Source organism: Streptomyces sp. NPDC044002, from assembly GCF_056434525.1.
Genome location: NZ_JBWKEZ010000061.1, coordinates 11342 through 36395 on the forward strand (window position 1 = coordinate 11342; position 25054 = coordinate 36395).

The window sequence follows — 25054 nt, forward strand, 5'->3', positions numbered from 1 at the left end:
ACATAGCCTGCATTCGACGGGGCGGTCCTGGGACAAGAGGCCGCCTGCAGCCCCGCTCATCCCGCAGGAGCATCGTGGCAACTGGCCGAACTCACCGACCGGCGACCCGCAGCCGAGGTATTCCCGAGGCCACTGTCGCCCGGCTTCCGCTGTACTTGCGCGCACTCACCGCGCTCTCCGAGCGATCGGTGCCCACGGTGTCCTCCGAGGAGCTCGCGGCCGCCGCCGGAGTCAACTCCGCGAAGCTGCGCAAGGACTTCTCCTACCTCGGTTCCTACGGGACGCGCGGCGTCGGCTACGACGTCGAGTACCTCGTCTACCAGATCTCCCGCGAGCTCGGCCTGACCCAGGACTGGCCGGTCGTCATCGTCGGCATCGGCAACCTCGGCGCCGCCCTGGCCAACTACGGCGGTTTCGCGTCGCGCGGCTTCCGCGTGGCCGCGCTGATCGACGCCGACCCGGCCATGGCCGGCAAGCCGGTGGCCGGCATGCCCGTGCAGCACACCGATGATCTGGAGAAGATCATCGAGGAGAACGGCGTCTCCATCGGCGTCATCGCCACGCCCGCGGGCGCGGCCCAGCAGGTCAGCGAGCGGCTGATCGCCGCCGGTGTGACCTCCATCCTGAACTTCGCGCCGACCGTGCTGTCCGTCCCCGAGGGCGTGGACGTGCGCAAGGTCGACCTGTCCATCGAGCTCCAGATCCTGGCGTTCCACGAGCAGCGCAAGGCCGGCGAGGGCTCCGGCGGCGCCGGTGCGGACACCGAGACCGAGCCCGGCGCCGGCGCTGGCGCCGCCGCGGGCGCCGCGCCCGTCGCCGCCGTCGAGCCGCCGGCCGGGCGGGCCGCCGCGGCCGCCGCCGCGCGCAAGGGCGGTCCCGAGGGCGATGTTCCGGCGGTGATGCCGGCATGAGTCTGCTCGTCGTAGGCCTGAGCCACCGCAGCGCGCCGGTGAGCGTGCTGGAGCGGGCCTCGCTGTCCGCCGACGCCAAGGTCAAGCTGCTGCACGACACCCTGGCCGCCGAGCCGGCGGCCGAGGCGACCGTGCTGGCCACCTGCAACCGCATCGAGCTTTACGCCGACGTGGAGAAGTTCCACGCCGGCGTCGCCGAACTGTCCACGCTGCTGGCCCAGCACAGCGGGGTCGCGCTGGAGGAGCTCACCCCCTACCTGTACGTGCACTACGAGGACCGGGCGGTGCACCACCTGTTCTCGGTGGCGTGCGGGCTGGACTCCATGGTCGTCGGCGAGGGCCAGATCCTCGGCCAGATCAAGGACGCGCTGGCGCTGGGGCAGGAGCTCCACACGGCGGGCCGGCTGATCAACGACCTCTTCCAGCAGGCGCTGCGGGTCGGCAAGCGGGCGCACTCGGAGACCGGGATCGACCGGGCCGGGCAGTCGCTGGTGACCTTCGGGCTGGAGCAGCTCGCGGTGCACCAGCCGGTGGGGGAGTGGGCCGCCGGGAAGCGTGCGCTGGTGATCGGCGCCGGGTCGATGTCCTCGCTGGCGGCGGCGACGCTCGCGCGGGTGGGTGTCGCCGAGGTGGTCGTGGCGAACCGGACCGCGGAGCGGGCGGAGCGTCTTGCGGAGATTTTGGTTGCCTCGGGCACTGGTGTCGCTGCGTGGGCGGTTCCGATGTCCGCCGTTGCGCGGGAGCTCGCGCGGGTGGACGTGGTGGTGTCCTGTACCGGGGCCACCGGGCTGGTGCTGACCGGGGACGACGTTTCGGCGGCCCTCGCCGATGCCGGGGTCCCTGCGGGGCTCTCCCCCACCCCGCCCCTTCCCGAAACCGGGGGCGAGCCCCCGGCCCCCTCCTGGGGGCTCCGCCCCCAGACCCCCGCGCCTCAAACTCCCCCAGCTACCGCTGGGAGGGGCCCCCAGGCGGGGCTGGAGAACGGGGCTGCGCCCCGGACCCCCGCGCCGCAGGCGGCGGGGCTGGATGTGGCCGGGGCTGCGCCCCAGGCCGCCGGGCCGGCCGTGGCCGTCGGCGTCGTTGACGCTGAGGTCGTCGCGCGGCTCGTCGCCGTGGCGGAGGCCGGGCGGCGGATCGCCGATGCCGGGGCCGTGCGGACGATCACCGCGCCCGCTCCTGTCGCGGCGGACGGGTGTCCCGTCGGGCTGGACGGGGCCGTCGGTGACGGCCCGGCCGCGCTCGCCGGTGACGAACGGCCGGCGCCGGCCGGGGACGGCCGCTCCGCGCTCGCCGGGGTCGACGCCGGGTCGCTCGAACTGCACGGGGCCTGGGCCGACCAGGGTGAGGCCGCCGCGCAGCGGCAGCCGCGGCGGGCGGCGCGGGCGCTGGCCGACGGGGCCGTTCCCGTACGGCTGGCGCTGCTGGACCTGGCCATGCCCCGGGACATCGACGCCGCCGTGCACCGGATCCCCGGCGTGCGGCTCGTCGACATCGAGAGCCTGGCGGAGGCGTCCGCGGACGCGCCGATGGCCGCCGACGTCGACGCCGTGCGCGGGATCGTGGCCGCGGAAGTGGCCGCGTTCGGCGCCGCGCAGCGGGCCGCGCACATCACGCCCACCGTCGTCGCCCTGCGGGCGATGGCCGCCGAGGTCGTCGCCATGGAGGTGGCACGGCTCGACGGGCGGGTACCCGATCTCGACGAGCGGCAGCGCGCGGAGGTCACCCAGACCGTGCGCCGCGTCGTCGACAAGCTCCTCCACGCGCCGACCGTGCGCGTCAAGCAGCTCGCGAGCGAGCCCGGCGGCGCCGGGTACGCGGAGGCGCTGCGCGAACTCTTCGACCTCGACCCTCAGACGGTGGCTTCCGTCAGCCGGGCGGACGCGGCCGATCCGATGAACGACGACCCAGGACGGGCATCATGAACACACGTCCCGACCAGCCCCTCAGGCTTGGCACGCGGCGCAGCAAGCTGGCCATGTCCCAGTCCGGGCACGTCGCCGAGGCGGTACGGGCGATCACCGGCCGGCCCGTCGAGCTCGTGGAGATCACGACCTACGGTGACGTGTCCCGCGAGAACCTCGCGCAGATCGGCGGCACCGGCGTGTTCGTCACGGCGCTGCGCGACGCGCTGGTGCGCGGCGAGGTCGACTTCGCCGTCCACTCGCTGAAGGACCTGCCGACGACGCAGCCCGACGAGCTGGTCATCGCGGCCATGCCCAAGCGCGAGGACCCGCGCGACGCGCTGGTGGCCCGCGACGGCCTGACCTTCGAGCAGCTGCCCGACGGGGCCCGCGTGGGTACCGGTTCGCCGCGCCGCATGGCGCAGCTGAACGCGTACGCCCGCAGCCTGGGCAAGAGCATCGAGACCGTCGCGATCCGCGGCAACGTCGACACCCGGATCGGTTTCGTGCGCTCCGGCGAGCTCGACGCGGTCGTGCTGGCCGCGGCCGGCCTGAACCGGATCGGGCGCGCCGACGAGGCGACCGACCTGCTGTCGGTCGACAACGTCCTGCCCGCGCCCGGCCAGGGTGCCCTGGCCGTGGAGTGCCTCGCCTCCGACGCGGACCTCATCTCCGCGCTCGGCCGGCTCGACGACCCGCACACGCGGGCCGCCGTGACCGCGGAGCGTGCGCTCCTCGCCGCCCTGGAGGCCGGGTGCAGCGCACCCGTGGGCGCGCTCGCCGACCTGCTGGCCGACGGGCAGATTGTCAATGAAATGCGCCTGCGTGGTGTCGTCGGGACCCTCGACGGTTCGACGCTGGTGCAGCTGTCCACCACCGGTCCCGTGCCCCAGTCGTACGACGAGGCCATGGCGCTCGGCCGCGAACTCGCGGACGAGATGCTGGCCAAGGGCGCGGCCGGTCTGATGGGGGAGCGATCCCTTTGAACCCCTCAAGCCCCACCACCTCCCCCTTCGCGGGCGTAGCCGCCCCCGGGCTGGTCACCTTCCTCGGTGCCGGTCCGGGCGACCCGGGTCTGCTGACGCTGCGCGCCGTGGAGGCGCTCGCCGCCGCGGACGTACTGATCGCTGAGCCCGAGGTGCTAGAGGTCGTACGGACCCACGCACGGGCGGGCGTCGACACGCCGCAGCTGACGGTCGCTGACGAGATGTCAGCCGCCGCCGGTGTCCCGGCGATCCGTACTCCGTCGACCGCCGCGGACGTTGCCAATCTTGTCATGGAGGCCGCGCGCTCCGGCAGGCGGGTCGTCCGTGCGGTGACGGGTGACCCCGGACTGGAGGGGAACGCGGCCGAGGAGATGCTCGCCTGCGCCCACCAGGGGATCCCCTTCGAGGTGGTGCCCGGTGTGGCGACCGCCGTCGGCGTGCCCGCGTACGCGGGTGTCCCGCTGCGCGGGGAGCAGGGCGCGGACGTGCGCTTCGTGGACGCCCGGCACGCCTCGGCGCGCTGCTGGAGCGAGGTCGGCACGAGCGACTGCGGCGTGGTGGTCTCGGCGACGCTGGAGACGGTCGCGAGCGCGGCCGCCGAGCTGGTGGCGGCCGGCCGCAAGCCGGAGACCCCGCTGACGGTGACCGTGGGCGGTACGACGACCCGGCAGCGGACCTGGAGCGCGACGCTGGGCACGATCGCCCAGGTGTTCAAGCAGGGCAAGGTGCTCCCCTCGCCCGAGGGCTCGCGCCCGGTGATAGCCGTGGTCGGTGAGCAGGGTGCCGCGGCGCGGCGCGAGGAGCTGGCCTGGTTCGAGTCGAAGCCGCTGTTCGGCTGGCGGGTCCTCGTACCGCGTACGAAGGAGCAGGCCGCTTCGCTCTCCGACCAGCTGCGTTCGTACGGTGCGGTGCCGCACGAGGTGCCGACCATCGCGGTGGAGCCGCCGCGCACCCCGCAGCAGATGGAGCGGGCCGTGAAGGGGCTCGTGACCGGACGCTACGAGTGGATCGCCTTCACGTCGGTGAACGCCGTCAAGGCGGTGCGGGAGAAGTTCGAGGAGTACGGGCTCGACGCGCGTGCCTTCGCGGGCATCAAGGTCGCCGCGGTGGGCGAGCAGACCGCGGCCGCGCTGGTGGAGTTCGGCGTGAAGCCGGACCTGGTGCCGAGCGGTGAGCAGTCGGCGGCGGGTCTGCTGGAGGACTGGCCGCCGTACGACCCGGTCTTCGACCCGATCGACCGCGTGTTCCTGCCGCGGGCCGACATCGCCACGGAGACGCTGGTGGCCGGGCTGATAGAGCTGGGCTGGGAGGTCGACGACGTCACGGCCTACCGGACCGTGCGGGCGTCGCCGCCGCCGGCGGACACCCGTGAGGCGATCAAGGGCGGCGGCTTCGACGCCGTTCTCTTCACGTCGTCCTCGACCGTCCGCAACCTGGTCGGCATCGCCGGCAAGCCGCACAACGTGACCGTCATCGCCTGTATCGGGCCGGCGACGGCCAAGACGGCTGAGGAGCACGGCCTGCGCGTGGACGTGCTGTCGCCGGAGCCGAGCGTGGGCAAGCTGGCGGAGGCGCTGGCCGCGTACGGGGAGGCGCGCCGGGAGGCGGCCAAGGCGGCCGGTGAGACGGTGGCCCGCCCGAGCGAGCGCCGTCCGGGCGCGCGCCGGCGGCGCGCGACGTGAGGTTAGTGGTCGGAGGGGCCCGGGAGCGGTGTACGCCCCGGGCCCCTTCGGCGTTCCCGGGGTACTCGGGCGGGGCTGAGTAGGCGGTTGAGTAGCCGCGCGGATACCGGGGGAGCCCGGGCGGCGGTTGGGTGGGGGCATGACCGAGAACACCGCTGCCGCCCCTGACGCCACCGACCGGCGGGCCTTCGTGGCGCCGCTGCTGTCCACGCTGCTGACCGTGCCCATGGGGTTGCTGTCGCTGTTCTTCGCGGGGATCTCGCCGATGGCCTGCGACTCCTGCAACGAAGGGGCCTCCGACGTCTTCGAAGCCAGCTTCGACGTCGCCTGGCCGGTGTTCCTGGGCGGGCTGGTGGTGGTGCTGATCACCCTGCTCGCGTCCTGGCTGCTGCCGTGGCGGCGCCGCAACGCGGCCCGGCGGGTGGTGCTCGCGCTGGTCGCGCCGGGCATCGTCCTGTTCAACGCGGCCGTCTTCTACGGGCTCGTCGACTGGCCCGCGTAGGGCCTGCGTCGGGCGGGCGGGGGCGGGCTCTAGGCTGGTTGCCGACTGCTGTCGATGCTCGAAGAGGCGACTAGAAGATGAGCGCGTACGGATCCTTCCCCGGCTCGCGGCCCCGCCGGCTGCGCACCACCCCGGCGATGCGGCGGATGGTCGCGGAGTACCGGCTGCACCCCTCGGACCTGATCCTGCCGGCGTTCGTCCGGGAGGGCATCAGCGAGCCGCTGGCGATCTCGGCGATGCCGGGCGTGGTGCAGCACACCCGGGACACGCTGAAGAAGGCCGCCGTGGAGGCGGTCGAGGCGGGCGTCGCGGGGATCATGCTCTTCGGTGTTCCGGCGGACGAGAACAAGGACGCGCTGGGCACGGCGGGCACGGAGCCGGACGGCATCCTCCAGGTCGCGATCCGCGACGTGAAGGCGGAGGTCGGCGACGACCTCGTCATCATGTCGGACCTGTGCCTGGACGAGTACACCGACCACGGCCACTGCGGGGTCCTGGACGAGCACGGCCGCGTCGACAACGACGCGACGCTGGAGCGGTACGCGGAGATGGCGCAGGTCCAGGCCGACGCGGGCGTCCACGTCGTGGGTCCGAGCGGGATGATGGACGGCCAGGTCGGCGTGATCCGCGACGCGCTGGACGAGACGGGCCACGAGGACGTGGCGGTCCTGGCCTACACGGCGAAGTACTCCTCCGCCTTCTACGGGCCCTTCCGCGAGGCCGTCGCCTCCTCCCTCCAGGGCGACCGCAAGACGTACCAGCAGGACCCGGCGAACGCCCGCGAGTCGCTGCGGGAGCTGGCGCTGGACCTGGAGGAGGGCGCCGACATGGTCATGGTGAAGCCGGCCGGCCCCTACCTGGACATCCTGCACCGGGTCGCCGAGGCCGTGGACGTGCCGGTGGCGGCGTACCAGATCAGCGGCGAGTACGCGATGGTCGAGGCGGCCGCGGAGAAGGGCTGGATCGAGCGCGACCGGGCGATCATGGAGACGCTGCTCGGCATCAAGCGGGCGGGCGCGGACACGATCCTGACGTACTGGGCGACCGAGGTCGCGGGCTGGCTGCGCGCCGAGCGCTGACACGGGTGCGGGACGGCCGGGGCGGGCGCACCCTGGAGGGGTAGTCCGACCGCGGAGGTGATCCGTCATGGCCACGCTCGCCGGATGGCACGTGGAGCTGGAGTTCACCGAGGACGGGCACCGCACGAACGCGGCGGCCCTGCTGAGGCTCGGTGACGGCTGCGAGATGAGGGCGCGCGGCTACGCCATGCGCCATCCCTCCGACCCGGAGCAGCTGCGGGTCGGCGAGGAGATCGCGGGCTCGCGGGCCCTCATGGACCTCGCGTCGCAGCTGCTCCAGAAGGCGCACACGGAGATCGACGAGGTCTCCGGCAAGCACTCCTTCCCGCTCACGGGCTAGCGGGTCCGGGCCCGGAACAGGGTGACCGCCAGGGTTAGCGCCAGGGCGGTGATGCCCGCGCACCAGGCCAGCGCCGTCCACGGGGTGTCGCCGGCGGGCTGGTCCAGGAGCAGGGCCCGCAGGGATTCGATGACCGGGGTCAGCGGCTGGTGCCCGGCGAAGCCGTGCAGCCAGGACGGCATGGTGTCGATGGGGACGAAGGCGCTGGAGGGGTAGGGCAGGAACATCATCAGGAAGGTGAACCCGCCCGCCGCCTCCGGAGTCTTGGCGAGCAGCCCGAGCGCCGCCGCGAGCCAGGAGATCGCGGTGATGTACGCGACGAGCAGCCCGGCGGCGGCCAGCAGGGCGAGCGGCCCGCCCGAGGGCCGGAAGCCGATGGCGAGGGCGACCAGCAGGACCAGGGTGGTGGAGAGCAGGTTCCGTACGACCGAGGCCGCGACGTGCCCGGCCAGGATCGGCACCCCGCCGACGTCGAGGGAGCGCAGGCGGTCGACGATGCCCTTGCTCATGTCGTCGGCCACGCTCACGGCGGTGCTCGCCGCGCCGAAGCCCGCGCACAGCAGCATGGCCCCCGGGACCACGTAGGTCACGTACTCGGTGCCGGTGTCGATGGCCCCGCCGAAGAAGTAGACGAAGATCAGCATCAGCATGACCGGCAGCATCAGGGCGGCGATCAGCGCGTCCGGGCTGCGCCGGCTGATGCGCAGGCTGCGCCCGGCCATGGTGAGGGCGGTGGCGTTGCTCATCGGGCTGCTCCCGTCAGGGTGAGGAAGACGTCGTCGAGGGTGGCGCTGCGTACGGTGAAGCGGGCGACGGCGGTGTGGTCGGGGTCGAGTTCGTCGAGCAGGGCCCGTACCTGGGCGGCGGAGCCGTCGGTGGCCAGGCCGAGGGTCAGCTCGTCGGGGGCGTGGTGCACGGCGCGGGCGGCGAGGGCCTCGTAGGCGCGGCGGCTGGTCAGGGTGAGGTCGAGGCGGTGCCCGGCGACGCGGGCCTTCAGCTCGGCCGGGGTGCCCTCGGCGGTGATGCGCCCGGCGTCGAGGACGGCGACCGTGTCGGCGAGCCGGTCGGCTTCCTCCAGGTACTGGGTGGTGAGCAGGACGGTGGTGCCGTCGGCGCGCATCTCCCGTACCGCGTCCCAGAGTTCGAGGCGGCTGCGCGGGTCGAGCCCGGTGGTCGGCTCGTCGAGGAAGAGCACCTCGGGCCGGCCGACGAGGCTCGCGGCGAGGTCGAGGCGCCGCCGCATGCCGCCGGAGTAGGTCTTGGCGAGCCGGCCGGCGGCCTCGGTCAGGCCGAAGCGCTCCAGCAGTTCGTCGGCGCGGGTGCGTGCGTCGCGGGCGGAGAGCCCGGCCAGCCGCCCGGTCATGCGCAGGGTCTCGGTGCCGGTCTGGAGGTCGTCCAGGGCGGCGAACTGCCCGGTCAGCGCGATGCGTTCGCGTACGCGGGCCCGTGCGCCGGCGATGTCGTGCCCGGCGACGCGCGCGGTCCCGGAGTCGGGTGCGGTGAGGGTGGAGAGGATCCGGACGGTGGTGGTCTTGCCCGCTCCGTTGGGCCCGAGGAGGGCGAGGACGGAGCCCTTCGGGACGGCCAGGTCGAGGCCGTCGAGGACCCGGGTGCCGCCGTAGGACTTGGTCAGGGCGTGGGCGTACAGGGCGTGGTCGTTCACGGCTATCCCTTCTGCGTATGGGTTACGCGCTTCTGCGTAAGTAATACACAGAACTAGGATGTGGGTCAACGAGACGAGAGGGGAGGGGTGGCCGTGGCGAAGGACGAACCGGATGAAACCGGGCTCCCGGCGAGCCTGCAGATGGCCTGGGGCCTGCGCGAACGCCCCGGCAAGGGCCCCCGCCCGACCCTCACCCTCCCCAAGATCGTCGACGCGGCCGTCGCCCTGGCCGCGAGCGAGGGAATGGACGCCGTCTCCATGGGCCGCGTGGCCAAGGAGCTGGGCGTTTCGACGATGTCCCTCTACCGCTACGTCACGGCGAAGGAAGAGCTGTACATCCTGATGTCCGAGGCGGGAGTCGGGACCCCGGCGCCGCTCCCGCCCGAGGCGGCGCAGTGGAGCTGGCGCGAGCTCCTGACCGACTGGGCCTACGCCCAGCGCACCCTGCTGATGACGAAGCCGTGGATCCTCCGGATCCCGCTCACGGCCCCGCCGGCCTCACCGAACCAGCTGGCCTGGATGGAACGCGGCCTCGCCTCCATGGCCGGCACGGCCCTGGAGGAGGGCGAGAAGCTCTCCGCGATCATCCTGATCGGGGGCCTGGTCCGGAACGAGGCGACGATGGCCGCCGACATGATGGACGCGATCATCAAGAGCGGCGTCGCCCCCGACCAGGTCATCGGCCGCTACGTGAAGACCCTCCACCTGCTGACGGCCCCGGACAGCCACCCCGCCCTGACCCGCCTCCTGGACTCGGGCGCCTTCGCCGGCTCCGGCGAGCCCGACTTCCAGTTCCGCTTCGGCCTGGACCGCATCCTCGACGGCCTGGCCCGCCTGATCGCGGAGCGGATGGCCCCGCCGAGCGCGTAGCCGCGTACGGGTGCACGCTGGAAAGCAGCGGCCACGGAGGTGATCGTCATGAAGGATGCCGTCGGATGGCATGTCGACGTGAAGTTCGATGAGGACAACGAACGCACCCGCGCCGCCGCCCTCGTCCGCCTGCCGGACGGGAGCGAGCTGCGCTCGCACGGCTACGCCAGCCGTCACCCGAGCGACGGTAATCAGCCCCGGGTGGGAGAGGAGCTCGCGGCGGCGCGCGCGCTCAACGATCTGAAGGAGCAGTTGCTGACCAAGGCGCACGACGAGATCGACGGGGCGTCGGGACGCACGTCGTACCCGATCAAGCGCTGATCCAGCCGGTTAGCGCCGCCCAACTGGCGGGTCCGAGGTCGAGGACGGGACCGTCCTCGACCTTGGAGTCCCGGACGTGGACGGTGGCGGGGGTGGTGGCGACCTCGACGCACTTGTCGCCCTCATCGCTGCTGTAGCTGGACTTGAACCACGAGAGTTCGGTGTTCATAGCTCTCCTAGCAGGCGCGTCAACAGGCCGCTGGTCTCTTGGGGGTTGAGGGCCTGAGTTCGCAGCATGGCATACCGGCGCGCCATGATGCTGACGTCGCCGGGGCTGCTGATGATCCTGCTGCCGCGTTGGCCTTCGAAGTACCCAAGATGCTCGTGTTCAGGGGTCTCCAGCATGGTGAAGGGGCCGGAGAGGCCGGGGTGGGCGGTCTGGCCGAAGGGCAGCACCTGGAGCGTGACGTGAGGAAGCTCCATGCAGGTCAGCAGATGACGTACCTGCTCGACGTAGATGGAGTCGCCGCCGATGCGGTCCCGTAGGGCCCCCTCCAGGACGACGAGGCTCAGGTGCGGTGGGTGTTGCCGGTGCAAGATCTGCGTGCGCGCCAGTCGCTTGGCCGTCAGGGTCTCGATCTCCCCCGAGGGGAATGCCGGGATGCGATTACGGAAGAGGGCGCGCATGTAGCTCTCGGTCTGGAGTAGTCCTGGTACGACCAGGCACTCGTACCAGTCGAGGGCGATCGCCTGCTTTTCCAGCTCCATGTACTCCTCGGACCAGGCTGGAAGGGGGTCCCGCTCTGGCATTCCGAGGGCAGCCACGGTCAGCAGCCCTGGCAGGCCCAGCTGGGAGTCCAGCAGCTCGGCAACGTTCGGCATCAGTGCGCGGCGACCCTGTTCGATGGAGGCGATGGTCTCCTCGTCCACCTTGACCAGCGCTGCGAGCTGTTTCTGTGTCAGGCCTTTTGCGGCCCTGGCGGCAGCCGCCTGCTTGCCGATCATCTTCATGGTCGTTGCGTTGGCGCGCGGGCGCTTCTTTGGTGGCATGGCGATGAACTCCCCGCCTCAGGAGGTGGACTACCCCGTGCCGATCCGTACTCATCGCAGAGTACGGGTCGGCACACTGTTACAAGTTAGTCACTCCCAGCGATCGTCGTCCCGTGAATCTAAATACTCAACCCGGGCTGATGCGCGAGCGGTTGTTCCCTCGGACCTTCCAAACGGTGGCCGCGGCGCGGGCCTTCGCCCGCGAGACCCTCGCCACCTGGGACGTCACCCACCGCCAGGTGGACATCGTGCTCTGCGTCAGCGAACTGGCCACCAACGCCCTCCGCCACGGCGTCCCGCGCGGTCGCGCCTACCGCCTCCGCCTCCTCAACTTCGGGTGCTGCCTGCGCGTCGAGGTGCACGACAGCGGGCCCGGGCGGTCGCGGATCCTCGGGCGGCCGCCGGGGAACGGGCTGCGGATCGTGGAGGCCGTCTCCGATGAGTGGGGGGTGCTTCCGCGACGGCCCGGCAAGGTCGTCTGGGCCGAGTTCCGCGCACACGAGTGATAAACGGGCCGCTACCGGGGCGGAACCCAACCTGCCTCCCTGCCGGAGCCACCATGGCGTGCGTACAGCCCGCAGAGTGCGAAAGGTGTGGTGAAGGTTCATGCGCACGACGACCCGGTACAGGGCCGCGACGGTGGTGGGCGCGGCGGCGCTGCTGGTGGGAGGTCCCGCCTGGGCGGCGCCGGCCGCGCCGTCCAACTCGGACCTGGAGGTGGTACGGATCGACCCGGACGCGGCGGCTCCCGGTGGTCTCACCACGCTCCACGCGTTCGTCGCCAACCTCGGCCCGGAGACGACCAACTCCCCGATGACCATCACGGTCGCCCTGCCGCGCGGAATGGAGGCCGCCGAACCCTTCTTCCCCGAGGACTGCAAGGCGTCCGAGGACCTGCGCAGGGTGCGGTGCGTGTTCCCGGCGGGACTGAGGGCGCAGCGGACTGCCACCGCCCACATTCCGATCCGCGTGGACTTGGAAACCCGCCTGGGCGTGCACCATGGCACGCTCACGGTGCAGAGCCCGGACGACCGGAACAGGGAGAACAACCGGGTCGAGTTCGAGATCACGGTCTTGGAGTCGGTCCCCGGCCGCTGACGCGCGAGGCCATGGCTGCGCAGCGGTGTCGTGCTCGGGATGCTGCTAGTTTCGGCTGACGGAGCAGACGGCCGGAGGGGGATCAATGTCGCGTCCGTGGCGGTGGGTTGTGGTGGTGGTGGCCACCGGGATCGGGTTCCTGATCGCCTTCGGGTTCGGGCAGTGGGACCCCTTCGGCTGGTTCCCCGAGAAGGACTCCGACCGCATCTCCGCCGCCGGCGCCTTCGGCGGGGCCATGGCCGCCGTCATCGCCCTGGCCCTCGGCTGGTGGGCCGGAGGCTCCGGTGGCGGGGACGGCGGCGGCTCCCTCACCCAGCGCGCCCGCGCCTCCGGCGCCTCGCAGATCACCCAGGACGGCGGCCGCACCACCCCCGGCCGGGTCGACCAGCAGGCCCGCGCCGACGGCGACTCCCGCATCGAGCAGCGCGGCGGCGGCGGTGAGACCGAGGAGCAGTCCCCGTGACGGCCGAGCAGCACGCCCGGGCCTCCGGCAGCGCCCGGATCACCCAGATCGCCGGAGACCAGATCAACTACGCCGCCGGGGCCGGCCCCGCACCCCGCGCCGGGCTCGGCCTGCCCGAGGCGCCTCCCGTACTGGTCGGGCGGGACGGGCCGGCCGAGGAACTGACGGCCCTCCTCGCCGAGGGCGGGCCCACGGTCGCCGTCGTCTCGGGCCTGGCCGGGGTCGGCAAGAGCGCGCTCGCCGTGGCCACGGCGCACCGGGCGGCGGAACTGGGCTGGTTCGGCGACCGGGTGTTCTTCCTCCGCCTGCGCGGCTACGCCCCCGGCGGCGGGGTGAGCGGGCCCGAGGCGGTCCGGGAGATGCTGCGGCAGCTCGGGATCCGGGACACGGACGTGCCGGAGTCCCAGGACGGCCGGGCGGCGCTGTACCGGGGGCTGCTGGCGGAATACGCCGGGGCGGGGCAGCGGGTGCTGATCGTCGCCGACGACGCGGGCGAAGTCGCCCAGGTCCGCGACCTCGTACCGGCCCACCCCGGACACCGGCTCCTCGTCACCTCCCGGCACCGGCTCGTGCACCGGGATTTCGCGGCCCGGGTGGTGCCCCTGGGCGAGCTGGCGCCCGGCCCGGCCGCCGAACTCCTCGCGGGGGCGGTCCTGCGCACCTGGCCGCAGGACCCCCGCCCGGCGGCGGAACCGGAGGCGCTCGCGGAGGTCGCGGCGCAGTGCGGGCGGCTCCCGCTGGCCCTCACGGTCGCCGGGGCGCTGCTGGCGGGCGACCCGGGTCTCCCCGTAACGCAGCTGGCGGCCCAACTGGCCGACGCCCGCACCCGGCTGTCCACACTGGACTCGGAGCTGGACGACGGCGTCCGGGCCGCCTTCGACCTCTCGTACGGGCGGCTCCCGGAGGACCAGGCCCGCGTCTTCCGCCTGCTGACGGTGAACCCGGGCCCGGACTGCGCCACGGTCTACGCCGGGCTCCTGACCGGCGAGGAGCCGGCCGCCCTGCGCCCGAAGCTCGCCGCCCTCGTACGGGCCTCCCTGCTCGCGGAGGAGCCGGTCGGCTCGGGCCGCTGGCGGATGCATGACCTGGTCCGGCTGTACGCGCGGGAGCGGGGGGAGGAGCGGGCGGCGGAGGACGGCCGGGAGGAGGCGGTCGACGCGCTGCTCGGCAGCCTCGTACTGGACGCGGGGAAGGCGACAGGAGCCCTGGGCGTGAACGGCGTCCCGGTGGCCCCGGGCCCGGGACTGCCATCGGTGGCGCAGGCGCTGGACTGGCTGGGGACGGAACGGGCCCTGCTCCTCGCAGCCGTGGGCTTCGCCCTCGACACGGGCCGGCCGACGACCTCCGTCGAACTCGGCCACTACCTGATGCCGTACCTCCAGATCTACCGGTACACCCAGGACGCGGTGCTGGTGGGGTACCAGGTTCTCGCCGCGGTCGAGCGGACGGGCGACGTCGAGCAGGTCGGGGCGCAGCTGTACGACCTCGGCCTGCTATTCCTCGGTGCGGACCTGCTGGACGAGGCCGTGGTCTCGCTCCTCCGCGCGTTGGAGGTGTTCCGGGAGATCCCCCTGCGGATGGGTGAGGGCAAGGCGCTCAACCTGCTGGGCACGGTGTACGTCGCGAGGCATCAGTGGGCGGAGGCGGAACGGGTCCTGGGGGAGGCGCTGGAGATCTTCCAAGAAGAAGGGATCCTCCACGCCGAGGGCACCGCATTGTCCGGACTGGCCGCCGTCTTCGAGCAGGACGGGCGGCTGGACGAGGCCATCTCCGCTCACTGGCGGGCGGTCGCCATCATGAACGCCTTCGAGGACCGCCACCGCGAGGCTTCCGCGCTGGTTGCCCTGGCGGACACGTTCTGGCGGGCCGGGCAGCGGGACGAGTCCCTGGCCGTGCGGGAACAGGCACTCGCCACGCAGCGGGAGTTCGGCAATGGCAAGCAGGTGGTCCGGAGGCTGATGGAGCTCGGTGACTCACTTCTCGAAGCGGGGCGCGAGGACCAGGCCAGGGTCCGCTATGAGGAGGCCCTCGACGCCCTCACGGAAGAGGAGGACCGGCACGGCCACCGGAAGAAGATCCTCGCCAACCTGGGCATGCTCCATCAGAAGGCGGAGCAGCCCGAACGGGCGCTGGTGCTGCTGGAGCGGTCTCGCGAGCTCTTCGCGGAGTCGGGTGACCGGGCCGGTGAAGCCGTCGTCGCCGGCGCGCTGGCCCTGACGCTGCACGCCCTGGACCGCCACGCGGAGGCCGCCGCCGCCTTCGAGCGGGCGGCGGCGCTCCACGCGGAGCTCGGCGACCCCGAGCAGGAGGCGGTGGCCCGGGCGGCCGCCGCCGACCTGCGGCGGCGGGCGGCCCGGCCCCGCCGGGGGCGGCGGCGCAGCTGATCCGCGGCAGCCGGATGACCCGACTCGTACGGTAATCCCGTACGACTCTGTACTGGGAGGTGAGCCCGTGCCGATCTCCGCGAACGAGGCCCGGCAGCGTTTCTACCCGCTGATCCGGCAGGTCAACGAGGACCACGTCCCCGTAGAGGTCACCTCCCGGGAGCACGGCGACGTCGTCATCATGTCCGCCGGGGACTTCCGGTCCTGGCAGGAGACCGTCTACCTCCTGCGCTCGCCGCGCAACGCGCAGCTTCTGATGGAGTCCATCGCGGAACTCGACGCCGGCCACCGACACGCCGGGGAGTGAGCCTGTTCGGCTGGTCCCGGAGGCCAGCCGGACGGCTGCGTGAGGGGGCGGGGGCGGGGTGGGGTGTTGTCCGGGACTAAAACGAGATGATTTCGGCGCGCGGTGCCGTTCCGCAGGGCAGGTCCGGATCAGGCGCCGAACATCGAAGCCCGTCCCGGACGACACCCCACCCCGCCACCGCCCCCGACACCCGCAGCACGCACCCAGGACCCCGCCCGGTCAGGGCAACGGCCCTGCCGGACCGTTGCCCACAGGCTGGGGATGAACCTCAGGCCGGATCCTCCTGCATCGACGCCGTGATGATCGAGAACGCCCCGCCCTGCGGGTCGGCCAGGACCGCCATGCGGCCCGCGACCATGTCGAAGGCCGGGGCCAGGACGGTGGCGCCCGCGCGGACGGCGGCGGCCTGGACGTCGTCCACGCTGTCCACGTGGAAGTACGGCTGCCAGTGCGGCGGCACGCCCGGCGGCATCTTGCTCATGTCCATCATCCCGCCCACCGCGCGGTCGTTGACCTTGAACTCGACGTACCCCTCGGCGCCCTCCATCTCCGACTCCGCCGTCGTGACGGGCAGGATGGAGGAGTAGAACGCCGAGGCCGCCTTCAGGTCCGGGGTGGTCAGCTCGTTCCAGATCAGCGCGCCGTGCTCGTTGACGATGCCCGCCCCGTCGAACGTCCCCGGCTGCCACAGGCCGACGACCGCGCCCGTCGGGTCGGAGATCACGGCCATCCGGCCGAGGTCCATGACGTCCATCGGGCCCATCATGACCGTGCCGCCCGCGTCCGTGACGGACTTGACCGTCGAGTCGATGCTGTCCGTGGACAGGTACGTCGTCCACACCGTCGGCGGCAGCGGGTCCGGCACCGTCCCGTCCGGGTTCATCGCCTTCATGATCCCGGCGACCGGCTTCCCCTTGAGGGTGCAGACGGCGTAGCCGCCCGTCTCCGGCGGGCCCACCTCGCCCTGCCAGCCGAAGAGGTCGCGGTAGAAGTCGAGCGCCGCCTGCTGGTCGGGGACCATCAGGTCGATCCAGCACGGGGTGCCGGGCTTGTAGGGGCCGTTCATGTCGGGCACGGATGCCTCCGTCGGTGGTGCGGTGGTACTGGGGCTGGACGGGCCATCCCCTACCCGGCTCCGGCCGTCGGAATCGGTCCGAACGGGTGACACCGAACCGCCCCCGGGCGGTGCCATCGTGGAGGCATGGCGAGTTCGGAGCAGGGCGCCCGGGCCAAGGACAACGCCCGCATAGAGCAGTTGACGGTGTACGGCGACTACTACGTCCGGCCCCCCGACCGGGCCACGGCCCCGGCGCGGACCCTGCCCGACGCCCCCGAGGCGCTCGTCGGGCGGGACCGGGAGCTCGGGGAGCTGCTGGCGGTGCTGGAGCCCGGCAGCGGGGCGCGGGCCGTGGTGGTGGCCGGGCTCGCCGGGGTCGGCAAGAGCGCACTCGCCGTCACCGCCGCGGAACGGGCCATGGAGCGCGGCTGGTTCACCGGCGGGGTGCTGTTCCTGTCGCTGCGCGGCTACGACCCCGCCGGGGCGGTCGGCGCCGGGCAGGCCGTCGGGACCCTGCTGGAGGGGCTGGGCGTCGCGGACGCCGAGCTGCCGGCCGATCCCGACGGGCGGCTCGCCCGGTACCGGTCGGAGCTGGCGGCCCGCGCCGGGGACGGGCGGCGCGTGCTGGTCGTCGCCGACGACGCGGGCGACGCCGCCCAGGTCCGGGACCTCGTACCGCCCGGCGGGGACGCCCACCGGCTGCTCGTCACCTCCCGGGACCGGCTCGTCGCCCCGGACTTCACCGCGCGGGTGCTGGACCTGGAGGTGCTCGGGGCGGACGCCGCCGCGGAGCTGGTCGCCGACGCGCTGCGCCGCGTACGGCCGGACGACCCGAGGCCGGGGGCGGAGCCGCGGGCCCTCGCGGAGGTCGCCGGGCACTGCGGGCGGCTGCCGCTGGCGCTGAGCGTGGCGGCGGCGGTCCTGGCGGGAGACCCGGGGCTGCGGGCGGCGGAGCTGGCCCGCCAGCTCGCGGACGCCCGCACCCGGCTGGAGGCCCTCAGCCCCCGCGACCGCGCCGGGATCCCGACGGGGGTGCGGGCCGCGTTCGGGCTCTCGTACGCCCGGCTGCCGGAGGAACAGCAGCGGATGCTGAGACTGCTGACGGCGGTACCGGGCCCGGACTGCGAGACTGGCTTCGCGGCCTTCAACCTGCGCGGACTGGTCGCGGAGGCGGACTGGGGCACGGCCGTCTCCAGCACCCGGGCCCTACTGGCCGCCCTCGCCGGCGCCGGACTCCTCGCGGAGCACCCCAAGGGTTTCCAGCGCTGGCGCATGCACGACCTGGTCCGGCTGTTCGCGGCCGAACTCGCCGACGCGCACGCCGAGGAGGACGGGCGGGAGGCGGTAGTGGACCAGGTTCTGACGGCCTACGCCGGCATGACGCTCGCCGCGGAATACCACCTGCTGCCCCGGCCGGGCGAGCCCGTGCCGCAGAACTTCCCGGACGTCGAGACGGCCCTGCAGTGGCTGGACGAGGAACGCGACAACCTGCTGGCCGCCGTGTCCTTCTGCGCCGCGCACGACCGCCCGGCGAAGGCGGCCGTCCTCGCCGTGCGCCTGTCCGCGTACCTGCTCAGGCGCCGGCTCTTCGACGACGCGATCGCCAACGCCGGGATCGGGATCGAGGCGGCCCGGCGGGCCGAGGACGAGGAAGCCGAGCACCTCCTGCTGAGCACGCTCGCCACGGCACTGTGGGAGACCTCTCGCTCCGAGGAGGCACCCGAGCTGGGCGAGCGGATCCTTGCCTTCTACAGCGCGCGGGACGACGGGGTCGCCACGGCCGTGGCCCTGGGGAACCTCGCCTCTTGGCGGTCGGCCACCGGACGCCCGGAGGAAGCCCGCACCGGGATCGAACAGTCCATCGACCTCCTGCGGGCACTGGGTGCGCGCGAGACCGAGGGCGAGGCCCTGACCGCCTTCGGCCTCATCCTGGCCGAACAGGGCCTGACCGCAGAGGCCGCCGACACACTGGAACGCGCCGTGGACGTGCTCTCGGAGTACGGCGACTCCCTGCACAGGGCGCGCGCGCTCGGCCACCTGGCCGCGGCCCTGGTGGCCGACGGGTGGGCAGGCGAGGCGGTCCCCCGCTACCGGGAGGCTGCCGTGATGTTCCGGCGTGTCGGCGAACGGTACGAGGAGGGCGCGGCGATGCACCAACTCGGCCTGCTGCTCCGGGGGCTGGGCCGCCTCGACGAGTCGGCCCAGGCGCTGTGGGAGGCGGCGCAGTGTGCCGCGGCGGCCGGGGAACACGACCAGGCGGGCGTCTCCCTGACCCAGGTGGGCGTGAACCTGCTATCGCTCTCGGACGCTGCCGGTGCCGTGCACGTGCTCAACGAGGCCCTCAGGCAGGGTCGGCGCGCCGACGCACCCGCGTGGTCGGCCGACGCGCTGTACGTGCTGGGTGTTGCGTACCAGACGACGGGAGACTTCGCCCGGGCCGCGGAGGCCTACCGCGAAGCCGCCGCCCTGTTCCGGGAGTCCGGCCGGGAGGAGGAAGCGCTGGGCGCCGAGGAGGCGTACGAGGCCGCCCGCCGCCGGAGCCGGCGCGGCTGGTGGCAGCGGCTGCGTACCCGGCTCCGGCGCCGCTGACCCTCACCGCTCCCGGGCCAGCCGGGCCGCCGCCCAGCCGAAGCCGAGGCAGGCCGGCGTGTACAGCGCGAGGTTCAGCGTGTGGAAGGGGCTGTCCGGCGGGCTGTCGAGGAGGCCGGCGGCCCAGCCCAGGCCCGCGAGGCCGCGTACGGCCAGGCCCGCGGCCACCGCGCCCGTGACGGCCCGCGTCAGGCGGCCGCCGCGGCCGTACCCGTGCGCGAGGACGGCCGCTCCGGCGGTGAGGGTCAGTGCGGCCAGCGGGAGGACGACGGGCGGGCCGAAGGAGGTCTCCAGGCCGAGCACCGCCAGCGACAGGGCCCGCTCGTCCGGGGCGGGCCAGGTGGCGCCGGTGGCCCAGTAGAGGTGGACGAGGCCGTCGGCCCCCAGCAGTCCCGCCACCGCGAGTGCGGCCCGTCGCCGTGCCGTGAGGTTCATCCGCGTGCTTCCCTTCGCCGTGCCGCGCCCTGACACACCGAAGAGGCCCGGCCCCCGGGGAACGTTCCCCGTGACACGCGTCACGCCGGCCTACTCGCACGCCTTCGGCATGTACTCCGGCATGGGCGGCACGGCTCCGCCGGCCGAGGGCGTCGCGGTCGTCATTTCCGGCTCCTTCTCGGATCGGCCGCCTTCCACCCCAGCCGTCCGGCTCCGGCCCGGGCCGGGAAACGCGAGGGCCCCCGGGGCGGATGCGCCGGGGGCCGTCGAGCGGTACGTCAGAGCTTCTCGGGGGTCCGGATCCCGAGGAGGGCCATGCCCTTGGTCAGGGTGCGGGCGGTCAGGTCGCACAGGAACAGGCGGTTCTCGACCTGCTCCGGGGTGTCGGCCTTCAGCACCGGGCACTCGGCGTAGAACGTCGTGTACAGCGACGCCAGCTGGTACAGGTACGCGGCCAGCTTGTGCGGGGCGTACTCGGCCGCCGCCTCCGCGATCAGCGCGCCGAAGCCGTCCAGGTGCAGGCCCAGCGCACGCTCCGAGGCGGTCAGCTCCAGCTCGGGGTGGGCGGCCGGCCGGGCCTCGCCCGCCTTGCGCAGGATCGACTGGATGCGCGCGTACGCGTACTGGAGGTACACGGACGTGTCACCGGTCAGCGAGACCATCTGGTCCAGGTCGAACTTGTAGTCGCGCGAGGCGGAGGTGGAGAGGTCCGCGTACTTCACCGCGCCGATGCCCACCTGGGCGCCGCGCTCGGCGATCTCCTCCTCCGTGAGGTCCTGGGCCTTCTCGCGGACGACCGCGGCGGCGCGGTCCACCGCCTCGTCCAGCAGGTCGACCAGCCGGACCGTCTCGCCCTCACGGGTCTTGAACGGCTTGCCGTCCTTGCCGAGGACCGTGCCGAAGGCCAGCTGCACGGCCTTGACGCCCTCGTTCAGCCAGCCGGCCCGGCGGGCCGTCTCGAAGACCATCTTGAAGTGCAGCGACTGCCGCGCGTCCACCACGTAGATCAGGCTGGTGGCCGCCAGGCCGGAGACGCGGTTGCGGATCGCCGACAGGTCGGTCGCGGCGTAGCCGAAGCCGCCGTCGGACTTCTGGACGATCAGCGGGGTCGGGTTGCCGTCCGGGCCCTTGTACTCGTCGAAGAACACGCACAGCGCGCCGTTGGAGCGGACGGCGACGCCCGACTCCTCCAGCAGCTTGCACGTCTCGACCAGCATGTCGTTGTAGCCGGACTCGCCGACCACGTCGGGGTCCTGGATGTCCATGTCCAGCTTGTTGAAGACGGAGTAGAAGTAGATCTTCGACTCGTCGACGAACCGCTGCCACAGCTCCAGGGTCTGCGGGTCGCCCGCCTGGAGGTCCACCACCCGGGCCCTGGCCCGCGTCTTGAACTCCTCGTCGGAGTCGAAGAGGGCGCGCGAGGCCTTGTAGAGGCGGTTGAGGTTGGACATGGCCTCCTCGCCGGAGGCCTCCTCGTCGCCGCCCTTGTGGTCCAGCTCGTGCGGGTGCTCCAGCAGGTACTGGATGAGCATGCCGAACTGGGTGCCCCAGTCGCCGATGTGGTGGCGGCGGATCACCTTCTCGCCGGTGAACTCCAGGATCTCCACCATCGCCGCGCCGATCACGGCGGACCGCAGGTGGCCGACGTGCATCTCCTTGGCCACGTTGGGCTGCGCGTAGTCGATCACCGTGGTGCCGGCGGACGCGTTGAGCGCCACGCCGAGCCGGTCGTCGGCCGCGCGGGCCGCGAGCGTCCTGATGATCGCCTCGTCGGAGACGGTGATGTTGAGGAAGCCGGGGCCGGAGACCTCGACGTCCTTGATCACGCCGCCCTTGTCCAGGCCCTCCAGGACGGTCGCGGCCAGCTCGCGCGGGTTGGCCTTGGCCTTCTTCGCGAGCGCCAGGATGCCGTTGGCCTGGAAGTCGGCCCGGTCGCTACGTCGCAGCAGCGGGTCGGCGGCACCGGCCTCCGGCAGGGCGGAGACGAGGGCGTCCGAGACGCGCTGTTCGACGGAAGAAGCGAGGGAAGGGACCGAGGCCATGAGCTGCCGTTCCTGTGAGGTTGCACGTGCGCGTGCACTTGGTTGTTCCGACAAGTGCCGAGTATCCCACGCGGAGGGTGCCCGTTTCCCGGCATATAGCGGCGCGTATCAGTGGGCGGAAGCAACCCCGGAGCGGCCCCTTCCGTCTGGGAGAATGGCCATAGCCAGCATTCGAGATAGAAGGACGTGTCGTGGCTCAGAGCGCGCAGGGCAGCAGCACAGAGACCGACTGGGTCTCCCGTTTCGCGGACGAGGTCATCGCCGAGGCGGAGCGCCGGGCCCCGGGCAAAACGATCGTCGTCGCGTCCGGACTCTCTCCCTCCGGCCCGATCCACCTGGGCAACCTGCGCGAGGTCATGACCCCGCACCTGGTCGCGGACGAGATCCGCCGCCGGGGCCACGAGGTCCGCCACCTCATCTCCTGGGACGACTACGACCGCTACCGCAAGGTCCCCAAGGGCATCCCCGGCGTCAGCGAGGAGTCCCACGCCCAGCACATCGGCCGCCCGCTGACCGCCGTGCCGGCGCCCGAGGGCTCCTCGTACCCGAACTGGGCCGAGCACTTCAAGGCCGCCATGGTCGCCTCCCTGGCCGAGCTGGGCGTCGAGTACGACCCCATCAGCCAGACCGAGCAGTACACCTCCGGCGCCTACCGCGAGCAGGTCCTGTTCGCGATGAAGCACCGCGGCGACATCGACGCCGTCCTCGCCCAGTACCGCACCAAGCAGAAGCCGGGCGGCAAGAAGCCCCAGCAGAAGCCCCTCGACGAGGCCGAGCTGGAGGCCGCCGAGGGCTCCGGCGCGGCCGGCGAGGACGACGGCAGCGCCGAGGGCGCGGAGTACTTCCCGTACAAGCCGTACTGCGGCGAGTGCAACAAGGACTTCACCAAGGTCACCGCGTACGACGACGCGACCACCGAGCTGACCTACGTCTGCACGGAGGACGAGTTCACCGAGACCGTCAAGCTGTCGGAGTTCAACCGCGGCAAGCTGGTCTGGAAGGTCGACTGGCCGATGCGCTGGGCCTACGAGGGCGTCGTCTTCGAGCCCTCCGGCGTCGACCACTCCTCCCCGGGCTCCTCCTTCCAGGTCGGCGGCCAGATCGTCGGCCTCTTCGGCGGCGAGCAGCCCATCGGCCCGATGTACGCCTTCGTCGGCATCTCCGGCATGGCCAAGATGTCCTCGTCGAAGGGCGGCGTCCCCACGCCGGCCGACGCGCTGAAGATCATGGAGCCGCAGCTGCTGCGCTGGCTGTACGCGCGCCGCCGCCCCAACCAGTCCTTCAAGATCGCCTTCGACCAGGAGATCCAGCGCCTGTACGACGAGTGGGACAAGCTGGAGGGCAAGGTCGCCGACGGCTCCGTGCTGCCGGCCGACGCCGCCGCGCACGCCCGCGCCGTACGCGTCGCCTCCCACGAGCTGCCCCGCACCCCGCGCCCGATGCCGTACCGCACCCTCGCGTCGGTCGTCGACATCACCGCCGGGCACGACGAGCAGACCCTGCGCATCCTCTCCGACCTGGACCCGTCGCAGCCGCTGACCTCCCTCGACGACGTACGGCCGCGCCTGGACCGCGCCGAGAACTGGATCACCACCCAGGTCCCGGCCGACCAGCGCACCCTGGTCCGCGAGGACGCCGACACCGAGCTGCTGTCCTCCCTGGACGAGGCCGGACGCGAGTCCCTGCGGCTCCTGCTGGAAGGCCTCGACTCCCACTGGTCCCTGGACGGGCTCACCACCCTCGTCTACGGCGTCCCGAAGGTCATGGCCGGCCTGGAGCCCGACGCCAAGCCCACCCCCGAGCTCAAGGTCGCCCAGCGCGAGTTCTTCGCCCTGCTCTACCGCCTGCTCGTGACCCGGGAGACCGGCCCGCGCCTGCCCACCCTGCTCCTGGCGGTCGGCGCCGAGCGGGTGCGCAAGCTGCTCGCCGCCTGACCGCACGTACGCGGCCGACGCATGAGGAAGGGCCCGCACCCCGAGGGGTGCGGGCCCTTCCGCGTGGTCGTACCGGCTACGCGATGTGCTCGCTCTCCAGGTCGCGCTGGTAGCGCTGCTTGAGCGCGGGCACCAGCCGCTTGAGCTCGGCCTCGCTGCGCGGGTGCGTCTGCCCGAGGCGGGCCGAGAGGTGCTTGTCCAGCTCGTCCGGCTCCGGGAACTGGGAGTACTTGTCGATGTACGCCCGGAAGACCTCGTACGCGGCCTCCGCGAACTTCTCCTCCTCGGCGTCACCCGGCGCAGGCTCCGCCTGCTCCAGCTCCAGCTGCTCCGGCAGCGGCTCCTCCTCCGGGCCGGCCGGGGCCATCACCGGGGTCGGCTCCAGGCCCTCGACGTACCGGGGGTCGTAGTCGCCCTCGTACGCGGCCTGCGGCGCCCGCGGCCCCGCGAACCAGGCGCTGTCGTGCGCCGCCGGCATCGCCGTCGGGTCCACCGCGAAGGGCGCGGGGGCGTGCGCCGGCTGGGGCTGCCGCCGCTGCGCCGAGGCCCGGTCCTGGCCCTCCCGCTGCTCGGGAACCTCCGGGGCCGCGTCACCGCCGGACGCGGCAGATGCGCTGGACCCGCCGGCCGCCGGGGCGGAAGCGGGCGCCGCCTGGGACGGAACCGCGGCCGGAGCGCCTGCCGCAGCCCCGGGCGCCGCCGGCAGGGCAGGGGCCGCATGGGCGTCCGCAGCCGGCAGCACCGCCCCCGCGGCGACGGCCGGACCCTTCGCGACCGCCGGAGGCAGCAGCACCGGGTCGATGCCCGCAGCCGCCAGCCCCTCCGGAGCCGTCTGCGACAGCGGCACGCCGATCCGCGCCAGCCGCAGCGGCATCAGCGCCTCCACCGGCGCCTTGCGCCGCCACGCCCGCCCGTACCGGGCCTGGAGCCGCGCCTGGTAGATCAGCCGGTCCTGCTCCATGCCCACGGCCTGCTCGTAGGAGCGCAGCTCCCACAGCTTCATCCGGCGCCACAGCTTGAAGGTGGGTACCGGGGACAGCAGCCAGCGGGTGATCCGCACGCCCTCCATGTGCCGGTCCGCGGTGATGTCCGCGATCCGGCCCACGGCGTGCCGGGCCGCCTCCACCGTCACCACGAACAGCACCGGGATCACCGCGTGCATGCCCACGCCCAGCGGGTCGGGCCAGGCCGCCGCGCCGTTGAACGCGATCGTCGCCGCCGTCAGCAGCCACGCCGTCTGGCGCAGCAGGGGGAAGGGAATGCGGATCCACGTCAGCAGCAGGTCCAGCGCCAGCAGGACGCAGATGCCCGCGTCGATGCCGATCGGGAACACCAGCGAGAAGCTGCCGAAGCCTTTCTTCAGGGCCAGCGCGCGGACCGCGGCGTAAGAGCCCGCGAAACCGATGGCCGCGATGACCACGGCTCCGGCGACCACGACACCGATGAGTATCCGGTGCGTACGAGTCAGCTGCATCGCGGCCACCCGCGGTCCCCTCCCGT

General features: G+C 72.9%; 24 protein-coding genes. 16 read left to right on the plus strand and 8 right to left on the minus strand.

Translation table 11 applies throughout. The annotated features are described in order from the left end of the window. Nucleotides 1–74: 74 nt before the first annotated feature. From AC07A6_RS32765 to AC07A6_RS32795, 7 genes are all read left to right on the plus strand, one after another. Nucleotides 75–911, plus strand: a complete 837-nt coding sequence (locus AC07A6_RS32765) for a redox-sensing transcriptional repressor Rex (RefSeq protein ID WP_478779543.1) — start codon at nt 75–77, stop codon at nt 909–911. Then, a complete protein-coding gene (locus AC07A6_RS32770; RefSeq protein WP_478779544.1) occupies nt 908–2833 on the plus strand; it encodes a glutamyl-tRNA reductase in 1926 nt (641 codons plus the stop codon). Before AC07A6_RS32765 ends, AC07A6_RS32770 begins: the two co-directional genes overlap by 4 nt. Then, the gene (gene hemC, locus AC07A6_RS32775; RefSeq protein ID WP_478779545.1) at nt 2830–3798 is read left to right on the plus strand and encodes a hydroxymethylbilane synthase; all 969 of its coding nucleotides are present in this window, start codon (nt 2830–2832) and stop codon (nt 3796–3798) included. Before AC07A6_RS32770 ends, hemC begins: the two co-directional genes overlap by 4 nt. Continuing rightward, on the plus strand, nt 3795–5480 hold the full coding sequence (locus tag AC07A6_RS32780; RefSeq protein WP_385763551.1) for a bifunctional uroporphyrinogen-III C-methyltransferase/uroporphyrinogen-III synthase: 1686 nt from the start codon (nt 3795–3797) through the stop codon (nt 5478–5480). Before hemC ends, AC07A6_RS32780 begins: the two co-directional genes overlap by 4 nt. 139 nt (nt 5481–5619) lie before the next feature. After that, nucleotides 5620–5982 carry a hypothetical protein gene (locus AC07A6_RS32785; RefSeq protein WP_362467882.1) on the plus strand — a complete coding sequence of 121 codons (363 nt, stop codon included), beginning with the start codon at nt 5620–5622 and terminating at the stop codon, nt 5980–5982. A 77-nt stretch (nt 5983–6059) separates the two neighbouring features. Continuing rightward, entirely contained in the window at nt 6060–7061 is a 1002-nt protein-coding gene (hemB, locus tag AC07A6_RS32790) for a porphobilinogen synthase (protein ID WP_362467884.1), read from the plus strand. Nucleotides 7062–7128: 67 nt separating this feature from the next. Continuing rightward, nucleotides 7129–7401 (plus strand): DUF1876 domain-containing protein, encoded by a 273-nt coding sequence (locus AC07A6_RS32795; protein ID WP_478779546.1) that lies wholly within the window; start codon nt 7129–7131, stop codon nt 7399–7401. Here AC07A6_RS32795 and AC07A6_RS32800 read toward each other — a convergent pair. Both AC07A6_RS32800 and AC07A6_RS32805 read right to left on the minus strand, forming a co-directional pair. Continuing rightward, nucleotides 7398–8147 carry an ABC transporter permease gene (locus tag AC07A6_RS32800; RefSeq protein ID WP_478779547.1) on the minus strand — a complete coding sequence of 250 codons (750 nt, stop codon included), beginning with the start codon at nt 8145–8147 and terminating at the stop codon, nt 7398–7400. The genes AC07A6_RS32795 and AC07A6_RS32800 overlap by 4 nt on opposite strands. Beyond that, nucleotides 8144–9064 (minus strand): ATP-binding cassette domain-containing protein, encoded by a 921-nt coding sequence (locus tag AC07A6_RS32805; protein ID WP_478779548.1) that lies wholly within the window; start codon nt 9062–9064, stop codon nt 8144–8146. The genes AC07A6_RS32800 and AC07A6_RS32805 overlap by 4 nt, the downstream gene beginning before the upstream one ends. Before the next feature lie 93 nt (nt 9065–9157). On the opposite strand from AC07A6_RS32805, the gene AC07A6_RS32810 reads away from it, so the two are divergent. Next, nucleotides 9158–9934 (plus strand): TetR/AcrR family transcriptional regulator, encoded by a 777-nt coding sequence (locus AC07A6_RS32810; RefSeq protein ID WP_478779549.1) that lies wholly within the window; start codon nt 9158–9160, stop codon nt 9932–9934. Nucleotides 9935–9982: 48 nt separating this feature from the next. Then, entirely contained in the window at nt 9983–10255 is a 273-nt protein-coding gene (locus AC07A6_RS32815; RefSeq protein ID WP_478779550.1) for a DUF1876 domain-containing protein, read from the plus strand. On the opposite strand, the gene AC07A6_RS32820 is transcribed toward AC07A6_RS32815, so the two are convergent. Together AC07A6_RS32820 and AC07A6_RS32825 are read right to left on the minus strand one after the other, a co-directional pair. Next, complete coding sequence (locus tag AC07A6_RS32820; RefSeq protein WP_478779551.1) at nt 10245–10424, minus strand: DUF397 domain-containing protein; 180 nt, start codon at nt 10422–10424, stop codon at nt 10245–10247. The two genes, AC07A6_RS32815 and AC07A6_RS32820, sit on opposite strands and share 11 nt — an antisense overlap. Then, on the minus strand, nt 10421–11206 hold the full coding sequence (locus AC07A6_RS32825) for a helix-turn-helix domain-containing protein (protein ID WP_478779552.1): 786 nt from the start codon (nt 11204–11206) through the stop codon (nt 10421–10423). The genes AC07A6_RS32820 and AC07A6_RS32825 overlap by 4 nt, the downstream gene beginning before the upstream one ends. Before the next feature lie 179 nt (nt 11207–11385). On the opposite strand from AC07A6_RS32825, the gene AC07A6_RS32830 reads away from it, so the two are divergent. From AC07A6_RS32830 to AC07A6_RS32850, 5 genes are all read left to right on the plus strand, one after another. Beyond that, on the plus strand, nt 11386–11751 hold the full coding sequence (locus AC07A6_RS32830) for an ATP-binding protein (protein WP_478779553.1): 366 nt from the start codon (nt 11386–11388) through the stop codon (nt 11749–11751). Nucleotides 11752–11851: 100 nt separating this feature from the next. Continuing rightward, entirely contained in the window at nt 11852–12343 is a 492-nt protein-coding gene (locus tag AC07A6_RS32835; protein ID WP_478779554.1) for a hypothetical protein, read from the plus strand. 85 nt (nt 12344–12428) lie between these two features. Further along, the gene (locus tag AC07A6_RS32840; RefSeq protein ID WP_478779555.1) at nt 12429–12806 is read left to right on the plus strand and encodes a hypothetical protein; all 378 of its coding nucleotides are present in this window, start codon (nt 12429–12431) and stop codon (nt 12804–12806) included. Beyond that, entirely contained in the window at nt 12803–15190 is a 2388-nt protein-coding gene (locus tag AC07A6_RS32845) for an ATP-binding protein (protein WP_478779556.1), read from the plus strand. Before AC07A6_RS32840 ends, AC07A6_RS32845 begins: the two co-directional genes overlap by 4 nt. A 67-nt stretch (nt 15191–15257) precedes the next feature. Continuing rightward, nucleotides 15258–15497, plus strand: coding sequence for a type II toxin-antitoxin system Phd/YefM family antitoxin (locus AC07A6_RS32850; protein WP_478779557.1), 240 nt, complete (start codon nt 15258–15260; stop codon nt 15495–15497). 268 nt (nt 15498–15765) lie between these two features. Here AC07A6_RS32850 and AC07A6_RS32855 read toward each other — a convergent pair whose 3' ends face one another. Continuing rightward, entirely contained in the window at nt 15766–16563 is a 798-nt protein-coding gene (locus tag AC07A6_RS32855) for a VOC family protein (RefSeq protein ID WP_478779569.1), read from the minus strand. A 135-nt stretch (nt 16564–16698) separates the two neighbouring features. Between AC07A6_RS32855 and AC07A6_RS32860 the strand changes: the two genes are divergently transcribed. Beyond that, entirely contained in the window at nt 16699–19143 is a 2445-nt protein-coding gene (locus AC07A6_RS32860) for a tetratricopeptide repeat protein (protein ID WP_478779558.1), read from the plus strand. A 3-nt stretch (nt 19144–19146) separates the two neighbouring features. Here AC07A6_RS32860 and AC07A6_RS32865 read toward each other — a convergent pair whose 3' ends face one another. Beyond that, complete coding sequence (locus AC07A6_RS32865; RefSeq protein ID WP_478779559.1) at nt 19147–19578, minus strand: DUF3995 domain-containing protein; 432 nt, start codon at nt 19576–19578, stop codon at nt 19147–19149. Nucleotides 19579–19856: 278 nt separating this feature from the next. Then, the gene (gene argS / locus AC07A6_RS32870) at nt 19857–21620 is read right to left on the minus strand and encodes an arginine--tRNA ligase (protein WP_478779560.1); all 1764 of its coding nucleotides are present in this window, start codon (nt 21618–21620) and stop codon (nt 19857–19859) included. Between the two features lie 191 nt (nt 21621–21811). Between argS and lysS the strand changes: the two genes are divergently transcribed. Continuing rightward, nucleotides 21812–23554 (plus strand): lysine--tRNA ligase, encoded by a 1743-nt coding sequence (gene lysS / locus AC07A6_RS32875; protein ID WP_386272481.1) that lies wholly within the window; start codon nt 21812–21814, stop codon nt 23552–23554. Nucleotides 23555–23630: 76 nt separating this feature from the next. Here lysS and AC07A6_RS32880 read toward each other — a convergent pair whose 3' ends face one another. Continuing rightward, nucleotides 23631–25037 carry a DUF2637 domain-containing protein gene (locus tag AC07A6_RS32880; protein WP_478779561.1) on the minus strand — a complete coding sequence of 469 codons (1407 nt, stop codon included), beginning with the start codon at nt 25035–25037 and terminating at the stop codon, nt 23631–23633. Between the last annotated feature and the right edge of the window lie 17 nt (nt 25038–25054).